Source organism: Mumia sp. (assembly GCF_028803055.1).
GTDB lineage: Bacteria > Actinomycetota > Actinomycetes > Propionibacteriales > Nocardioidaceae > Mumia.
Genome location: NZ_JARBCJ010000002.1, coordinates 33308 through 48548, shown reverse-complemented (window position 1 = coordinate 48548; position 15241 = coordinate 33308). Strand labels below are relative to the sequence as shown.

The following is a 15241-nucleotide window of genomic DNA, read 5'->3' as shown; positions in this document are numbered from 1 at the left end:
ATGGTCACCGGGACGTCGCCGGAGAACTGCTTGGTGAACACCGCGTACGTCGCGTAAACCGCAAGGATCAGCAGCGCGAGCATGACGACACCCAGCGCGCGGAGGGCGCCCGGACGGTCGAGAGCAGGGGTGCGCGCCATCAGCCGGCCAGCCTCACGGTCGTCGTCGTCCCCCAGATGGCCATCGACATCATCAGGTCCACGACGTTGATCATGACGATGGACGTGCGCACCGCCCGGCCCACGGCGACGCCGACGCCGACGGGGCCGCCCGACGCGTAGTAGCCGTAGTAGCAGTGGATCAGGATGACGACGACGGCGAACACGATCACCTTCACGAACGACCACAGCACGTCCTCCGGAGGGAGGAAGAGCGTGAAGTAGTGGTCGTACGTCCCCGTGCTCTGGCCGTAGATCACCGTCACGGTCAGCCGGGTCGCGAAGTACGACGCCAGCAGGCCGACGACGTAGAGCGGGACGATCGCGACCAGACCGGCGATCACCCGCGTCGTCACGAGGTACGGCAGGGACGGCACGGCCATCACCTCGAGGGCGTCGACCTCCTCGGAGATGCGCATCGCGCCGAGCTGGGCGGTGAACCCGCAGCCGACGGTGGCCGCGAGCGCGATGCCCGCGACCAGCGGAGCGATCTCGCGGGTGTTGAAGTAGGCGGAGAAGAAGCCGGAGAACGCGCTGGTGCCGAGCTGGTCGAGGGCGGTGAACCCCTGGAGGCCGACCTCCGTGCCGGTGAAGAACGACATCGCGCTGATGACACCCACGGTGCCGCCGATGACGGCGAGCGCCCCGCGGCCGAACGTGACCTCCGAGAGGATGCGGAGGATCTCCCGCGGATAGTGCACGACCGTCCGCGGGACCCAGGCGATCACCCGCAGATAGAAGGCGAGGTGCCGCCCGAGCGCGTCCAGCCCTCCGAGGGGTCGCTGGTAGATCGCTCTCACGTCGGCCATGTCACAACGCCTTGGCCGGGACGAGCTGGAAGTAGAGCGCGCTCATCACGAAGTTCGCCATGAAGAGGAGCAGGAAGGTCACGACGACGGACTCCATCACGGCCTGCCCGACGCCTTGGGGGCCTCCGTCGGCGTTCATGCCCTTGTAGGCGGCGACGATCGCCGCGATGAAGCCGAACACGAGCGCCTTCGCCAAGCCCTGCCACAGGTCGGCGGTCTGGGCGAGCGCCGTGAAGGACGCGAGGTAGGCACCGGGCGTGCCGCCCTGGAGGACGACGTTGAAGACGTAGCCGCCGACCACGCCGACCACGCTGACCAGGCCGTTGAGGAAGACGGCGATCAGCATGCACGCGAGGACGCGCGGCACGACGAGCCGCTGGATCGGGTCGATGCCGAGCACCATCATCGCGTCGAGCTCTTCGCGGATCTTGCGCGCGCCGAGGTCCGCAGCGATCGCGGAGCCGCCGGCACCTGCGACCAGCAGCGCGGTCGCGATGGGTCCCGCCTCCCGGACCACGGCGAGGACGGCGGCGGAGCCGGTGAACGACTGGGCGCCGAACTGCTGGATGAGGCTGCCGGCCTGGAGCGCGATCACCGCACCGAACGGGATGGCGACCAGCGCCGTCGGGATGATCGTCACCGAGGCGATGAACCACGCCTGCTGGATGAACTCGCGCACCTGGAACGGCCGGCGGAAGACGCTGACCACGACGTCCGCCCCGAACGCGAAGAGCTTGCCTGCAGTCGCCAGCGGCGCCGTGATGACGGTTGCGGCACTCACACCGCACCGCCGGACCGGACCGGCTGCTGCACGCCGACCGCTCCGAGGGACGTCGCGTCGTCGAGGAAGGAGCCCGGCGGCGGCGTGACGCCGTGGGTGGCGCACCACGCGCCCGGCGGCGCCTGGGTCGGCCGCGGCCGGCCGTCGGACGGCAGCATCTGGAGCGGGATCGGGGGCAGCGGCGGAAGGGTGCTGTGGTCCTCCAGCGCCAGCTCGTCGGCGTCCTTCTCCTCGCTCATGCCGATGGGGCCGATGGTCTGGGCGTTGAGGAACTGACGCACCGCCGGCTCCTCGCTGGAGAGCAGCATCTCGCGCGGCCCGAACATCGCCAGGTGCCGGTGGAACAGCAAGCCGATGTTGTCCGGCACGGTGCGCGCCGTGTTGATGTCGTGGGTGACGATCAGGAACGTCGCCTCGATCTGGGCGTTGAGATCGACGATCAGCTGGTTGATGAAGGCCGTACGGACCGGGTCGAGACCGGAGTCGGGCTCGTCGAAGAGCACGATCTCCGGCTCGAGCACGAGGGCACGGGCGAGTCCGGCGCGCTTGCGCATGCCGCCCGAGATCTCGCCGGGGAGCTTGTCCTCGGCACCGACCAGGCCCACCATCGTCATCTTCTCCATGACGATCTCCCGGATCTCGCTCTCCGACTTGCGCGTGTGCTCGCGCAGCGGGAAGGCGACGTTGTCGAACAACGTCATGGACCCGAACATCGCGCCGTCCTGGAAGAGGACGCCGAACAGCTTGCGGATGTCGTAGAGGTCCCGCTCGGTGCACGTCGCGATGTCGGTGCCCTCGATGAAGATGTGGCCCTCGTCGGGCTTGAGGAGGCCGATGAGGGCCTTCAAGAAGACGGACTTGCCGGTGCCTGACGGTCCGAGCATGACGCTGATCTGCCCAGCGGGCAGGGTCAGCGAGACATCACGCCAGATCGTCTGCTTGCCGAAGGACTTCGTCAGGCCTTCGACGCGTACCTCGACTCCCATCGGAGCTCCTTCGGGGGGACGGGCTCCTCGACCGGCGAGGGGCCACAAAGGATCAGCAGGGGGACGTCAGGCCTTGGCGCGACGACGAGTGCGGACGGCGAGGGCGAGGCGACCTGCCGCGGCGATGCCGAGGAGGGCGATCAGGCCGACGCCGACCGGCGAACCCGTCGCGGGGAGCGCCGTGGTCGTGTACGGGGCGACGCCGGGATCGCCGTCGCCGCTCCCGGATCCGCCGGAGCCACCAGATCCGCCGGAGTCGTTGCCGGGGGCGTTCGCGGGCGGGTTGATCACCGGCGGGTCCTGGCCGGCGCCACCACCGCCGCCCGCGCCACCGCCGCCCGCGCCACCGTCGTCGCCGCCACCGTTGCCGCCGCCACCGGGCGTCCCACCGGTTCTCGGCAGCGGGCAGTCGGTCTGCTCGCAGCCCTCGCCGACGGGGATGGTGCCGATCACTCGGGCAGCCGCGGTGTCCTCGTTGCGGGTGCACGTCAGCTCGGTCTCGCTGATCGCGCCGATGACGGGCGGGTTGAGCTTGGCATTGAGCGTGAAGACCTTGGGCATCTGGACGTAGATCAGACCGTTCGAGCCCTCCGGGAAGTCAGGGACGGTGATCTGGTCGACGGTGCCCTTGGCCGGGATCAGCAGCTGGCCCGACGCCGGCACGGGAACCATCGGCGAGCTGAGGCCGCGAACCTGGGGCTCCAGCGTGTCGACGAGCTTGCCGCCGGCGGCGACACCCTGGAGCAGGACTGTGGACGTCGCCGCACCGCCGACCGTGGTCACCTCCATCTTCTCGCGGATACGGGTCACCAGCGCGGGAGGAAGGATGAGGTCGAGCTCAGCGGCCGTGGCGGGGATCGTGTCGCCCGACTGGACCGCGTCCGGGAGCGTGGTGCGCGCATTCACCAGGAACCGCTGCGGGCCGCCGAGAGAGGTGTTGATGATCTCGTTGTCGGACTCGCAGGTGTAGGCGACCTGGTTGACCGAGGCCGGCTGGGCGGCCGCGACGGGGGCCAGGGCGAGCATCGCCCCTCCCACCAGCGCTGCGGCGGCCATGAGCGCGGTCCCTCGACGTGCGGCGGCGCTGACGCGCATCCGGATCTCCTCCCAGAAGCGACCGTGTGGTCTCCGGGAGCAGCGGTGCTACTCCCGGGTAATAACCGTGACTGTAACCAGAAGTTGCATTGTGACACAACCCACAGAACCCGAACTGAGACCCTCCAGGTCGTGACCCAGGTCACGTCATGGGACCGACGTTACTCCCTGCCGAGCCCGGGATGTCGCACCTGCCCCAGGACGCGCGAACGGGCGCCCACCCCACAGGGGGTGGACGCCCGTTCGACGAGCCTGGAGGACGTGCCTCCGTGCGCTGAGCGCAGCCTCAGAGAGCTGAGGTCACTTCAGCGTGACAGTGGCGCCGGCGCCCTCGAGGGACTCCTTGGCCTTGTCGGCGGCCTCCTTGTTGACACCCTCGAGGATCGCCTTCGGCGCACCCTCGACGAGGTCCTTGGCCTCCTTGAGACCGAGGCTCGTGAGCGCGCGGACCTCCTTGATGACCTGGATCTTCTTGTCGCCGGCCGACTCGAGGACGACGTCGAACTCGTCCTTCTCCTCGACAGCGGCAGCCTCGCCGGCGCCGCCGGCGGCAGGAGCCGCGGCGACCGCGACCGGAGCGGCAGCGGTGACGTCGAAGGTGTCCTCGAACTGCTTCACGAACTCGCTGAGCTCAAGAAGGGTCATCTCCTTGAAGGCGTCGAGCAGGTCCTCGGTGCTGAGCTTCGCCATGGTTGGCGTCCTTCCTGTTGGGGACCCCGAGGGGGGTCGGATACGTGATCGGGCCCTAGCCCTCGGAGCCCTCGGCCGCGGCCGGGGCTTCTTCGGTCTCGGCCGGAGCCGAGGGTGCGGGAGTCTCCTGCTCGACCTTGGTCTGCAGGGCTCCCACAGCACGCGCCGCCTGGGCGAGCGGTGCCTGGAACAGTGCGGCGGCCTTCGAGAGGTTCGCCTTCATGCCGCCCGCGAGTCGACCGAGGAGAACCTCGCGCGACTCGAGATCGGCAAGCTTCGTGATCTCGGCAGAGTCGAGCGCCTTCCCCTCGAGGAAGCCGCCCTTGATGACGAGCTTGTCGTTCGCCTTGGCGAAGTCACGCAGACCCTTGGCGACCTCGACCGGATCACCCTTGATGAAGGCGATGGCGGTCGGGCCGTTGAGCAGGTGGTCGACACCGTCGACACCGGCGTCGCGGGCCGCGATCTTGGTCAGCGTGTTCTTGGACACGGCGTAGTTGACGTTCTCACCGAGCGAGCGCCGCAGGTCCTGCAGCTGCTTCACGGTGAGACCGCGGTACTCGGTCAGCACAGCGCCGTTGGAGCTGCGGAACTCGTCCGCCAGCTCGGCAACCGCTGCGGCCTTGTCCGGTCGCGCCATGGTTCTCCTTCGTGTCGTACCCGCCGTGCGGCAGGTACCTGGTTCGTACGAAGGCCACCGGCGCAGCGAGCCCGGAAACGACGAACGCCCCGGCGCAGGGCACGGGGCGTGGCGCACGGTAGTGCGTCTCACTCGGTGAAACCTGCGCGGGCCGCCCGCGTGAGCGGGACCTTCGATCCGTGACACTCCCTTGCGGGCGAGTCGCGGACGACCGGCGGTCTTCGGCAACGTCCAGACTACGTGACCGAACCGCGCAGCACCAAATCGCCGGGTCAGCCGCCGAGCATCGACGACGCGTCTGTGACCTGGTCGGCCGGCGGTGCGGTGACCTCGACCTTCTTGCCCCAGTCGCTGAAGGTGATCTCGCTCTTGATCTGAGCGACGTCGAAGACGACCTTGCGCGGGAGGTCGTCCGGGCCGACCCAGTACTGGTAGGTGATCTCGTCGGGCAGCCTGGCGGCCGCCGCACCCTGGAGCTCGGTGATCTTGGAGGTGTCGAGCACCGCGTCGTAGCGCTTGGTCTCGACGCCGTCGATCATCTCGGTCTCGCCGGTGTCCTTGAGATCCTTCATGGCGCCCTTGAGCTTCTGGAGGCTCGCCGTCGGGTCCATCGACTCGCGCATCTGGTCGAAGGACCCGCCGACGGCGCCGGAGACGTCGTCGATGCCGATCTTCATCCACTTGCCGTCGGCCATCCCCTCGGCCTTGGTGTAGAGGGTGCCGTCGACCATGATGATCTTCATCGACTCCCCCGACATGTCCATCGACATGTCCATCGCGCTCTTGCGGGGGTCGCTCGCCGTCTTGACGTCCGCCTCGGCCTTCATCGTCTGACGGCCCCTGCTCATCGTCATCGTCAGCCGCGTCGTCTGGGCCTTCAGCTGGGCACCGGTGATCTCTTCGGCGAAGTTGCTCGTCGTGAGGACGGTGGCGCCGTCTCCCGCGCCGCCACCCGTCGACGACTCAGCGGCACCGGAGCCGCCGCCACCGTCGGCGGCCACGTCGGCGCTGCTTCCGCAGCCGGCGGTCAGGGCGAGAGCGAGGGCCGCGAGTGCGGTCGTCAGGGTTCGCGTGCGCATGCGTCCACGGTACCCCGCGGGACGATCATCCCGTCTTTCCTCTCCACCGGCCCTGGGAGGACGGGGAATGCAGCAGACGCCGCCTCCCTCAGGGAAGCGGCGCCTGCGGCGTCGTGCGTACGGCCTAGGAGGCCGTCACTCCTCGTCGGAGACGATGTTGCGGGTGCGGTTCGGGTCGATCGGGACGCCCGGGCCCATCGTCGTCGAGACGGTGACCTTCTTGAGGTAGCGCCCCTTCGAGCTGGCCGGCTTGAGCCGCAGGACCTCGTCGAGCGCGGCGGCGTAGTTCTCGGCCAGCGCGGTGGTGCTGAACGAGGCCTTGCCGATCACGAAGTGGAGGTTGGAGTGGCGGTCGATGCGGAACTCGATCTTGCCGCCCTTGATGTCCGAGACGGCCTTGGCGACGTTGGGCGTCACGGTGCCGGTCTTGGGGTTGGGCATCAGGTTGCGGGGGCCGAGCACACGACCCAGGCGACCGACCTTGCCCATCATGTCCGGCGTCGCGACGACGGCGTCGAAGTCGAGCCAGCCGCCCTGGATCTTCTCGACGAGGTCGTCGGAGCCCACGTAGTCGGCACCCGCCTCGCGAGCCGCGTCGGCGTTGGCGCCGGTCGCGAACACGAGGACGCGAGCGGTCTTGCCGGTGCCGTTGGGCAGGTTGACCGTGCCGCGGACCATCTGGTCGGCCTTGCGGGGATCGACGCCGAGGCGCATGGACACGTCGACGGTCGAGTCGAAGTTCTTCGACCCTGACTGCTTCACGAGCTCCATCGCCTCGAGCGGGGCGTACAGCGCGTCCTTGTCGATCTTCTTGGCGGCGTTCTCGTACGCCTTGCTGTGCTGAGACATTCTGGTTCTTCTCTCTCTACCAGTCGTGGTCGTCGGGCCCAGCTGGCCCTGCCACAGTTCGGTCGGTCGGGACGACGAGTCAGTCGACGGTGACGCCCATGGAGCGAGCGGTGCCGGCGATGATCTCCATCGCGGCGTCGATGTCGTTCGCGTTGAGGTCGGGCAGCTTGGTCTGGGCGATCTCGCGGACCTGGTCCTTGGAGATCGAGCCGACCTTGTCCGTGTGCGGGACGGACGAGCCCTTCTGCAGGCCCGCGGCCTTCTTGATCATCTCCGCAGCCGGCGGCGTCTTGGTGACGAAGGTGAACGACCGGTCCTCGTAGATCGTGATCTCGACCGGGACGATGTTGCCGCGCATGGACTCCGTCGCGGCGTTGTACGCCTTGCAGAACTCCATGATGTTGACGCCGTGCGGACCGAGCGCGGTACCGACCGGCGGGGCCGGCGTGGCGGCGCCGGCCTGGAGCTGCACCTTGACGAGGGCAGCGATCTTCTTCTTCGGAGGCATATCTCTTTTCCTTCTCGTGGTAACGGTGGGCCTGCCTCGGCCCTCCCACTGGTGGTGCTCGGGAGCACCCGTTCGAGCGTACCGGGCGCTCAGACCCGTTCGATCTGGGCGAAGCTGAGCTCGACCGGGGTCTCCCGACCGAAGATCTCGACGAGCGCCCGAACTCGCTGGGCGTCGACGTTCATCTCCGTGATCGTGGCGTGCAGGGTCGCGAACGGACCGTCCACGACCATGACCGAGTCGCCGACCGCGAAGTCGGTGAACTCGACCTTCGGCGCCTGCGCCTGCGCCGACGACGAGGCCGCTGCCGGCTGCTCGACCGCGGCCTGCGCCTCGATGGCGGGAGCGAGCATGCTCTCCACCTCGGCGAGGGTCAGCGGCACAGGCTGGTGGGCGTTGCCCACGAAGCCGGTGACGGACGGCGTGTTGCGGACCGTCGACCAGGACTCGTCGGTGAGGTCCATGCGGACCAGGACGTAGCCGGGGAGGACGGTGCGCTTGACCAGCTTGCGCTGGCCGTTCTTGATCTCGGCGACCTCTTCGGTCGGCACGACGATCTCGAAGATGTAGTCCTCCATGTGCATGGAGGTCGTGCGGTTCTCGAGGTTCGACTTCACCCTGTTCTCCATGCCGGAGTAGGTGTGAACGACGTACCAGTCGCCGAACTGGCTGTGGAGCTTCTCGCGGAACTCCGCGAGGGGGTCTGACGCGACGGCCTCGAGCTCGGGCTCGCCGTCGGTCTCCGCCTCGATGTCGGCGGCGTCCGCGGCCGCCGCGGCAGCCGCCTCCTCGTCGAGCGTGGCGTCGGCGATCAGCGCCTCTGCCTCCGGATCGACGGTGGCGCCCCGCTCGATCGCGGCGTCGGCGGCCAGGCCCTCGGTCACGTCCTCACCCTGGGCGAGGTAGGCGCCGTCGGTCGACGTCTCGGCGATCTGGTCCTCGACCTCGGGATCGATCGACGCCTCGCCCTCGAACTCGGCCTCAGCAGCCTCGGCCGGGCCCGGAATCTCGGGCTCGCCCTCGTCCTCCGAGCGGACGGCGAAGGGCTCGAAGGTCTGAGGGATGTCGGCCTCGAGCGCGTCGACGGCCGCGTCCATACCCTCCTGGATCTCCTGATCCTCGAGGTCGTTCTCGTCGAAGCTGAGCGGCGAGCGTGCGTCCTCGCCGATGAGGTCGCGGAGCTCGTCGCCCTCGTTCTCGTCGTAAGGCTGGGTCACAGCGCCTCTTTCCTCGTATCTTCTCGGCCCACGGATTCACGGCCCAGGGGCCACATCGACCCGTAGGTCAGACGAAGACCCAGAACATCAGCTTGCCGAAGCCGTAGTCCAGGCCCGCCACGATGGCCATCATGACGAGCACGAAGAAGAGCACGACGACAAAGTAGTTGGCGACCTGAGAACGGGTCGGCCAGACGACCTTGCGGAGCTCCGCGACGACCTGTCGGTAGAAGGTCACCGGAGACGTGCGGCCGGAGCGGGTGCTCTCGGACGACGCACTCGACGTCTCACTCATGTGACCGTTTCCCTTCGATCGTGGTGCCCGTCATCGGTCCGCCGTCGGGACGGACCGGGCGATTGTTGCAGGGCAGGAGGGACTTGAACCCCCAACCTTCGGTTTTGGAGACCGATGCTCTGCCAGTTGAGCTACTGCCCTTCGATGATCGCTCCCACCGCGCAGCCTTGCACTCCTGCAGCGACCGGAGGGCATGACAACACAGTGGAAACATCCACCGGTCGTCAAGTGTACGGGGTCGCCCGGCGTCGAGTCGAACCGGCTGGCACGATGACCGCATGGCCCTCGCCGACCGGACACCAGACGGGCGGGACTGACCCCGTGCCACGCTCGATCGACCGCCTCCCCAAGGCCCACCTCCACCTCCACTTCACCGGCTCCATGCGCCACCGGACGCTGGTCGAGCTCGCCGAGCGCGACGGTGTACGCCTCCCGGCCGCGCTGGTCGAGGAGTGGCCTCCGCGGCTGCGCGCGACCGACGAGAAGGGCTGGTTCCGCTTCCAGCGCCTGTACGACACGGCACGGTCGGTGCTGCGGACCCCCGACGACGTACGCCGGCTGGTGCACGAGGTCGCCGAGGACGACGCGGCCGAGGGCTCGGTGTGGACGGAGATCCAGGTGGACCCCTCCGGCTACGCGACGCTCTTCGGCGGGATCACCGCGTTCACCGACCTCGTGCTCGCCTCGGTCGAGGAGGCCAGCGCCACGTACGGCATCGGGATGGCCGTGGTCATCGCGTCGAACCGCACCCGGCACCCGCTCGACGCACGCACGCTGGCGAGGCTGGCGGGACAGTACGCGGGACGCGGCGTCGTCGGCTTCGGCCTCTCCAACGACGAGCGTCGGGGCGACACCGCGGCGTTCGCGCCGGCGTTCGCCATCGCGCGGCGCGCAGGACTGCGCAGCATGCCCCACGGCGGCGAGCTGCGCGGCGCGGCGAGCGTGACCGCCGTGCTGGAACACCTCCACCCCGACCGGATCGGGCACGGCGTGCGGTGCGTGGAGGACCCTGCGGTGCTGGCGGCCGTGGCCGAGGCGGGCATCACGCTGGAGGTGTGCCCGTCGTCCAACGTCGCTCTCGGCGTCTACGACACCTTCGAGGAGGTGCCGGTGCGTACGCTGATGCAGGCCGGTGTGGGTGTCGCTCTCGGCGCCGACGACCCGCTGCTCTTCGGATCCCGTCTGGCCGGCCAGTACGCCGCGCTCCGGGCGGCGCAGGACTTCAGCGACGAGGAGCTGGCCGAGCTCGCACGCATGTCGCTGCGGGGCTCGTACGCCCCCGCGGAGCTCCGCGACCAGGCCCTGGCCGCGATCGACGCCTGGCTCGCCGCTCCCCCGGACCAGCCCTGAGGGCGTTCGCGGCGTCCGGAGCCGGCGCCGCTCAGAGCTCGGCGCCGACGAGCACGGGCTCGTTCTGGAGGCGGACGCCGAACGCGTCCTCGACCCCGTCGCGGATCTCGCGAGCCAGCGCCAGCAGCTCGTAGCCCGTGGCGCCCCCGCGGTTGGTGAGCGCCAGCGTGTGCTTGCCCGAGACGCGTGCCGCGGTGGTGCCGTAGCCCTTGCCGAAGCCGGCGTGCTCGATCAGCCACGCGGCGCTGGTCTTGACCTGGCCGTCGGGCTGGGCGAAGCGCGGGGCGCCCGCCGGCAACGACGCGGCTGCCTCGGCCGAGAGCACCGGGTTGGTGAAGAACGACCCGGCGCTCCACGTGTCGTGGTCGTCGGGATCGAGCACCATGCCCTTGGCGGCGCGCAGCGCGAGGACGGCCTCGCGGACGTCGCGCAGCGGCACCCGCTCGCCCACCTCGACGCCGAGGGCCCGAGCCAGCTCCGCGTACCGCACCGGTCCGGCCAACGACCCCAGACGGAGCTGGAAGGTCACGTCGAGGACGACGAAGCGGTGAGGGTCCTGCTTGAAGCGGCTCGTGCGGTAGCCGAAGCCGCAGTCGTCGGCCGCGCAGGTGACGACCCGCTGCTCGACGCGGTCGTACGTCCGGACCCGGGCGATGGTCTGCGAGACCTCCTGCCCGTACGCGCCGACGTTCTGGATCGGTGTCGCGCCGACCCTTCCGGGGATGCCGGAGAGCGTCTCGACACCGACCCACTCCTCGGCGACCGCGTGGGCCACGAAGTCGTCCCACACCTCACCGGCCGCGACGGTCAAGGTCGCTCCGCTGCAGGGGTCGACATCGGCCTCCAGGCCCTGGGTGCGCACGAGCACGACCGTGCCGTCGAAGCCCTCGTCGGCGACCACGACGTTGCTCCCGCCGCCGAGCAGCAGGACGGGCTCGCCGGCCTCGTCGAGGTCGTGCACGGAGTCGACGAGATCGTCGACGCTGGTCACCTCGACGATGTCGCGGGCCGGCCCACCGATCCGCAGCGTCGTCAGTGGGGCGAGGACGTTCAGGTCACGCATCGAGGGGGCTCCCAACATGACACCGGGGTCCGCGCCGAGAAGGCGGGACCCCAGTGGAGTGTGTGACGTGCGACGTCGCAGGCGAAGGTCAGCGGGTCTCGCGGTGGACCGTGTGACGACGCTCGTGCGGGCAGAACTTCTTGAGGTCGAGGCGATCGGGATCGTTGCGACGGTTCTTCTTGGTGATGTAGTTGCGTCGCTTGCACTCGGTGCACGCCAAGGTGATCTTGGGACGGATGTCAGAGCTCTTGCTGGCCACGAGTCTGCCTCTTCTTCGGTGGAACTGCTTCTGTCGTCTGTTCTGTAGCGGGGGCGGGACTCGAACCCGCGACACCACGATTATGAGCCGTGTGCTCTAACCACCTGAGCTACCCCGCCATACGTCCGCCCGCACCCTGCCGGGACCGAGCGGAGGGAGCGGGTGAGACTCAGAGCCCCTTTACGGAATCGAACCGTAGACCTTCTCCTTACCATGGAGACGCTCTGCCGACTGAGCTAAAGGGGCGATCGGCGAACCGGATGAAAAGATACACGGCCGCGCGCCGGAACCGAAATCCGGGGGTCCCTCCATGACCTGAGTCGTCCCGGTGCGTGCGTTCGGTCACGTCGACGTTGGTGCGGCCTGGGACGATGGAGGCATGTTCCGGGCACGTACGGCCGCGCTGGTTGCCGCCTCGCTGGCACTCGCGGCGTGCACGGCGAGCGGCGGCTCCCCACGCGAGGACGAGGGTACGAGCGGCACCCGCACCACGAGCTCACCGTCGCCGGCCGCGCGCGGCACGACCGTCCCTGGCGCCGACTGGGATCGGACGGACGCGGCCGCCGCGGGCTTCGACGGGGCCGCCCTGCGGGCGCTCGACCGACGACTCGAGGCCGACGGCACGTCGTGCTTCGTGGTCACCCGCGACGGGGAGGTCGTGCACGAGGCGTACTTCGGCGACAGCACCGCCGACTCCATGGGGCCCACGTTCTCCGTGACGAAGTCCTTCACGTCGTTGCTGGTCGGGATCGCGGCGGACGAGGGGTTGCTCGACCTCGACGACCGGGCGTCGGACTACGTCTCCGAGTGGAAGGGAACGCCCGCCGCGCGCGTGACGGTCCGCGACCTCCTCGCCAACGTCTCCGGCCGCCACTGGGACTTCGTGAGCGACTACCAGCAGCTGGCGCTCGCGGCCCGCGACAAGACGGCGTACGCGATCGGGCTCACCCAGGACGCGCGGCCCGGAAGGGTCTGGCGCTACAACAACGCGGCGATCCAGACCCTGGACGAGGTCCTGACGAAGGCGACGGGGACGAAGCCCGCCGCGTACGCGAGAGAGAAGCTGCTCGACCCGCTCACGATGTCGAGGACCTTCTGGGGCGAGGACCCCTCGGGCAACACCACCATGTTCTCGGGCGTGAACGCCTCCTGCCTGGACCTCGCCCGCCTCGGGCTCCTGACGATGCGCGACGGCCGGTGGGGCGCGACCCAGGTGGTCTCGGAGGACTACGTGGGGCAGGCGACGGGCAGGTCCTCCTCGCCGCTCAACGCGGCGTACGGGCTGCTGTGGTGGGTCAACCGCAAGGGACCCGTGCTCGGTGCGCTGACGGCCACCGATCCCGGCGCGGACCGCCAGGGAGGGGCGGCGACCCGCAAGGGCGGGCGCCTGGCTCCGGGAGCACCCGCCGACGCCTTCTGGGCGCTCGGGCTCGGCAAGCAGGTCGTGGCCGTCGTCCCGTCCGAGCGGATCGTCGCCGTACGGATGGGAGCCGCACCGCAGGACCCGGACGCGCTGACGCCCGGCGCGTTCACCTCCGACGTGCTCGCCGCCCTGCGCTGAGGCGTCCGCCTCACCAGGGCTGGATGCCGTCCTCGTCACGGAAGGTGCCGGTCGGGCCACCGTCGGGCAGCGTCGCCAGCGCGAGGAAGACCGCCGCACCCTGCTCGGGCGTACGGGTCCCCTGGTGGCCGTTGAGGTCGGTCGCGACGAAGCCCGGGCACCCCGCGTTGACCAGGATCCCGGTGCCGGCGAGCTCCTTGGCGTACTGGACCGTCACGGCGTTGAGGTAGGACTTGGTCGGCGAGTAGACCGCCGAGACCGGGCCGACCGCGGCGGCTTGCGCGGTCTGCAGAGTGAGGGAGCCGACCGTGCTCGACACGTTGACGATGCGTGGCGACGTCGCCCGACGCAGCATCGGCAGCACCGCGTTGGTGACCCGGATGACGCCGACCACGTTGGTGTCGACCACCGACAGCACCTGCTCGGCGCTGACCTTGCTGGGATCCTGCGGCATGCCCCCGGTGATGGCGGCGTTGTTGACGAGTACGTCGAGCCCACCTCGCGCTTGAAGCTGCGCAGCCGCGGCCGCGACGCTGACATCGTCGGTCACGTCGAGGGGGACGCCGAACACGTCGAGCCCGTCAGCCCGAAGCTTGTCCACGGCGTCGGCGCGCGGGCCCGCGCCCGGGGCGCCGCCGCCGACGCGGAACCCGAGGCGGGCCAGACCCGCGGCGATCTCGTAGCCGATCCCCTTGTTGGCGCCGGTGACCAGCGCTGTTCTCTTGTTCTCGTTGCTGTTCTCTGGCATGCCTCGATCGTGTGCTCGCGACGTCGTCGATATCCAAGACCGATCCGGTCGGGGCCGATACTGCCGCGGTATGACGCCTGGTGAGCCGCGTAATCTCGACGAGGTGGAAACCCGTGAGCTTCGCTACTTCATCGCCGTCGCCGAGGAGTCGCACGTCGGTCGGGCGGCCACCCGCCTCGGGATGGCGCAGCCGCCGCTGTCGCGCGCGATCGCCCGGCTCGAGCGACGCCTGGGCGCCGACCTCTTCGTCCGTACGCCGCGCGGGGTGACCCTCACGAGCGCCGGGGAGACCCTGCTGCTCGAGGGCCGGGCCGCGCTGGCAGCCGTCGAGGCAGCGGAGCGACGCACCCGCCGAACCGTCGAGGCGAACGGCCGGGCCCCGGTGGTGCTCACCGCCAAGGCAGGCGCGTCGAGCGAGCTGATGGCCAAGCTGCTCGATGCCTACGCCGCCGAGCCCGGTGCCGTCGACGTCGACGTGGTGCTGAGCCCACCGGGGCATCAAAGCCTCATGCTGCGCGACGGGCGCGCCGATGTCGCGATCCTGCACCGACCGTTCGACGACGTGAGCGGGTTCGACGTGGACACGCTCACGGTCGAGGAGCAGGTGCTCGTCCTGCCGGCCGGCCACCCCACGAGCGCCCAGAACTCCGTGACCGTCGCCGAGGCCGGCTCCATCGCCGACCTCCCGCTGCCGCGCTGGCCCGATCTCCGCGGCACCTACCCCGCCGGTCCCGGCCCTGAGCTCCGCGACCTGACGCAGGTTCTGCAGCTGGTGCGGCTGGGCCGCACCGCGATCATGCTGCCCGAGTCGGCCACCGCCGGTCTCCACGACGGACTGGCCGTCGTCCCGGTCTCGGACGCCCCTCAGGTCACGACCGTCATCGCGTGGCCGCCTCACAGCACATCATCGGGCGTGGCGGGCCTGGTGCGCGCGGCGGCGCGCCTGTGAGCTGCCCGTCATCCACCGATGTCGAGGCACGGGAACGACTCAGGCCCCCGCCTGAGGCGGGGGCCTGGGTGCCCGTGAGGGTGGCAGGTAGAGGATTCGAACCTCTGTAGGCAATGCCGGCTGATTTACAGTCAGCTCCCTTTGGCCGCTCGGGCAACCTGCCGGGGTTCGTTACTCTGTCCGAGCAACAGCACGACTTTAACG

17 protein-coding genes and 4 tRNA genes are annotated in these 15241 nt (G+C 69.6%); 3 read left to right on the top strand and 18 right to left on the bottom strand.

The genetic code is table 11. From position 1 onward, the window contains the following. Window positions 1-139 precede the first annotated feature (139 nt). From PV363_RS00610 to PV363_RS00555, 12 genes are all read right to left on the bottom strand, one after another. Entirely contained in the window at window positions 140-967 is an 828-nt protein-coding gene (locus tag PV363_RS00610; protein ID WP_220342086.1) for an ABC transporter permease, read from the bottom strand. 1 nt (window position 968) lies between these two features. Then, window positions 969-1748, bottom strand: coding sequence for an ABC transporter permease (locus tag PV363_RS00605; protein WP_301021467.1), 780 nt, complete (start codon window positions 1746-1748; stop codon window positions 969-971). Continuing rightward, window positions 1745-2734 (bottom strand): ABC transporter ATP-binding protein, encoded by a 990-nt coding sequence (locus tag PV363_RS00600; RefSeq protein ID WP_220342087.1) that lies wholly within the window; start codon window positions 2732-2734, stop codon window positions 1745-1747. Before PV363_RS00600 ends, PV363_RS00605 begins: the two co-directional genes overlap by 4 nt. Window positions 2735-2800: 66 nt before the next feature. Next, the gene (locus PV363_RS00595; RefSeq protein WP_220342088.1) at window positions 2801-3829 is read right to left on the bottom strand and encodes a DUF6801 domain-containing protein; all 1029 of its coding nucleotides are present in this window, start codon (window positions 3827-3829) and stop codon (window positions 2801-2803) included. 300 nt (window positions 3830-4129) lie between these two features. Further along, entirely contained in the window at window positions 4130-4519 is a 390-nt protein-coding gene (rplL, locus tag PV363_RS00590) for a 50S ribosomal protein L7/L12 (protein ID WP_220342089.1), read from the bottom strand. A gap of 55 nt (window positions 4520-4574) precedes the next feature. Then, complete coding sequence (gene rplJ, locus PV363_RS00585; protein WP_220342090.1) at window positions 4575-5159, bottom strand: 50S ribosomal protein L10; 585 nt, start codon at window positions 5157-5159, stop codon at window positions 4575-4577. 272 nt (window positions 5160-5431) lie between these two features. Beyond that, window positions 5432-6238, bottom strand: a complete 807-nt coding sequence (locus PV363_RS00580; RefSeq protein ID WP_301021466.1) for a DUF6612 family protein — start codon at window positions 6236-6238, stop codon at window positions 5432-5434. A gap of 135 nt (window positions 6239-6373) precedes the next feature. After that, entirely contained in the window at window positions 6374-7087 is a 714-nt protein-coding gene (gene rplA, locus PV363_RS00575; RefSeq protein ID WP_220342092.1) for a 50S ribosomal protein L1, read from the bottom strand. 79 nt (window positions 7088-7166) lie between these two features. Next, window positions 7167-7595 carry a 50S ribosomal protein L11 gene (rplK, locus tag PV363_RS00570; protein ID WP_220342093.1) on the bottom strand — a complete coding sequence of 143 codons (429 nt, stop codon included), beginning with the start codon at window positions 7593-7595 and terminating at the stop codon, window positions 7167-7169. 89 nt (window positions 7596-7684) lie between these two features. Next, complete coding sequence (gene nusG, locus PV363_RS17925; protein WP_308289304.1) at window positions 7685-8812, bottom strand: transcription termination/antitermination protein NusG; 1128 nt, start codon at window positions 8810-8812, stop codon at window positions 7685-7687. 67 nt (window positions 8813-8879) lie between these two features. Continuing rightward, window positions 8880-9107: a preprotein translocase subunit SecE gene (gene secE, locus PV363_RS00560; RefSeq protein ID WP_220342094.1), complete on the bottom strand. Its 228-nt coding sequence runs from the start codon at window positions 9105-9107 to the stop codon at window positions 8880-8882. Between the two features lie 68 nt (window positions 9108-9175). Beyond that, a tRNA-Trp gene (locus tag PV363_RS00555) sits at window positions 9176-9248 on the bottom strand. A gap of 180 nt (window positions 9249-9428) precedes the next feature. On the opposite strand from PV363_RS00555, the gene PV363_RS00550 reads away from it, so the two are divergent. Continuing rightward, complete coding sequence (locus PV363_RS00550) at window positions 9429-10457, top strand: adenosine deaminase (protein ID WP_301021465.1); 1029 nt, start codon at window positions 9429-9431, stop codon at window positions 10455-10457. 31 nt (window positions 10458-10488) lie between these two features. Here the strand turns inward: PV363_RS00550 and PV363_RS00545 are convergent, their stop codons facing one another. From PV363_RS00545 to PV363_RS00530, 4 genes are all read right to left on the bottom strand, one after another. Further along, complete coding sequence (locus PV363_RS00545) at window positions 10489-11520, bottom strand: UDP-N-acetylmuramate dehydrogenase (RefSeq protein ID WP_301021464.1); 1032 nt, start codon at window positions 11518-11520, stop codon at window positions 10489-10491. Between the two features lie 88 nt (window positions 11521-11608). Beyond that, window positions 11609-11779 carry a 50S ribosomal protein L33 gene (rpmG, locus tag PV363_RS00540; protein WP_139088538.1) on the bottom strand — a complete coding sequence of 57 codons (171 nt, stop codon included), beginning with the start codon at window positions 11777-11779 and terminating at the stop codon, window positions 11609-11611. Window positions 11780-11824: 45 nt separating this feature from the next. Beyond that, window positions 11825-11898 (bottom strand) — tRNA-Met (locus tag PV363_RS00535). Between the two features lie 54 nt (window positions 11899-11952). Then, a tRNA-Thr gene (locus PV363_RS00530) sits at window positions 11953-12025 on the bottom strand. 133 nt (window positions 12026-12158) lie between these two features. Here PV363_RS00530 and PV363_RS00525 point away from each other — a divergent pair. After that, window positions 12159-13340 (top strand): serine hydrolase domain-containing protein, encoded by a 1182-nt coding sequence (locus PV363_RS00525; protein WP_220342097.1) that lies wholly within the window; start codon window positions 12159-12161, stop codon window positions 13338-13340. A 10-nt stretch (window positions 13341-13350) separates the two neighbouring features. Here PV363_RS00525 and PV363_RS00520 read toward each other — a convergent pair whose 3' ends face one another. Then, window positions 13351-14088, bottom strand: a complete 738-nt coding sequence (locus PV363_RS00520) for an SDR family NAD(P)-dependent oxidoreductase (protein WP_301021463.1) — start codon at window positions 14086-14088, stop codon at window positions 13351-13353. 103 nt (window positions 14089-14191) lie between these two features. Between PV363_RS00520 and PV363_RS00515 the strand changes: the two genes are divergently transcribed. Then, window positions 14192-15037: a LysR family transcriptional regulator gene (locus PV363_RS00515; protein WP_301021462.1), complete on the top strand. Its 846-nt coding sequence runs from the start codon at window positions 14192-14194 to the stop codon at window positions 15035-15037. Window positions 15038-15118: 81 nt separating this feature from the next. Here the strand turns inward: PV363_RS00515 and PV363_RS00510 are convergent. Continuing rightward, window positions 15119-15200: transfer RNA gene (locus PV363_RS00510), tRNA-Tyr, on the bottom strand. Window positions 15201-15241: the final 41 nt, after the last annotated feature.

Coding starts and splice junctions, on each gene's coding strand:
- PV363_RS00600 (WP_220342087.1), bottom strand. CDS start 2,734: ATGGGAGTCGAGGTACGCGTCGAAGGCCTGACGAAGTCCTTCGGCAAG.
- rplL (WP_220342089.1), bottom strand. CDS start 4,519: ATGGCGAAGCTCAGCACCGAGGACCTGCTCGACGCCTTCAAGGAGATG.
- rplK (WP_220342093.1), bottom strand. CDS start 7,595: ATGCCTCCGAAGAAGAAGATCGCTGCCCTCGTCAAGGTGCAGCTCCAG.
- PV363_RS00580 (WP_301021466.1), bottom strand. CDS start 6,238: ATGCGCACGCGAACCCTGACGACCGCACTCGCGGCCCTCGCTCTCGCC.
- rplA (WP_220342092.1), bottom strand. CDS start 7,087: ATGTCTCAGCACAGCAAGGCGTACGAGAACGCCGCCAAGAAGATCGAC.
- PV363_RS00610 (WP_220342086.1), bottom strand. CDS start 967: ATGGCCGACGTGAGAGCGATCTACCAGCGACCCCTCGGAGGGCTGGAC.
- PV363_RS00520 (WP_301021463.1), bottom strand. CDS start 14,088: ATGCCAGAGAACAGCAACGAGAACAAGAGAACAGCGCTGGTCACCGGC.
- rplJ (WP_220342090.1), bottom strand. CDS start 5,159: ATGGCGCGACCGGACAAGGCCGCAGCGGTTGCCGAGCTGGCGGACGAG.
- PV363_RS00525 (WP_220342097.1), top strand. CDS start 12,159: ATGTTCCGGGCACGTACGGCCGCGCTGGTTGCCGCCTCGCTGGCACTC.
- secE (WP_220342094.1), bottom strand. CDS start 9,107: ATGAGTGAGACGTCGAGTGCGTCGTCCGAGAGCACCCGCTCCGGCCGC.
- PV363_RS00545 (WP_301021464.1), bottom strand. CDS start 11,520: ATGCGTGACCTGAACGTCCTCGCCCCACTGACGACGCTGCGGATCGGT.
- PV363_RS00595 (WP_220342088.1), bottom strand. CDS start 3,829: ATGCGCGTCAGCGCCGCCGCACGTCGAGGGACCGCGCTCATGGCCGCC.